The 233-nt window shown below is 45.1% G+C and carries 1 protein-coding gene; it reads right to left on the bottom strand.

What is annotated here, in order from left to right:
- Positions 1-233 (bottom strand): carbohydrate kinase family protein (locus SAY88_RS25690; protein WP_332635265.1); only part of this gene is annotated, 233 nt, incomplete at both ends.

Genomic DNA, 233 nt, shown 5'->3' with positions numbered 1-233 from the left:
AAACGTCGTCGTCCGGTCACTTTCTCCTAAGAAAACAGGGATGTGTTCTTTCTCCAATTCGCTTAAAAGGAAAGTATCTTGATCATGCAGTTTAGTAATCACCGCAACACTCATGCCGAGATTTTTCAAAGCGATAGCTGTATAATAGGCCGTGCCCCCAGGCATCTTGATTTCACCGTCATCGGTGTTTGCCATGTCCTTCGTTATGTGACCAACTACGCAGACATCGAACA

It is taken from the genome of Halalkalibacter flavus (genome assembly GCF_036663575.1).
Taxonomy (GTDB): domain Bacteria; phylum Bacillota; class Bacilli; order Bacillales; family Bacillaceae_D; genus Halalkalibacter; species Halalkalibacter flavus.
This window is presented reverse-complemented; position numbering and strand designations above follow the sequence as displayed.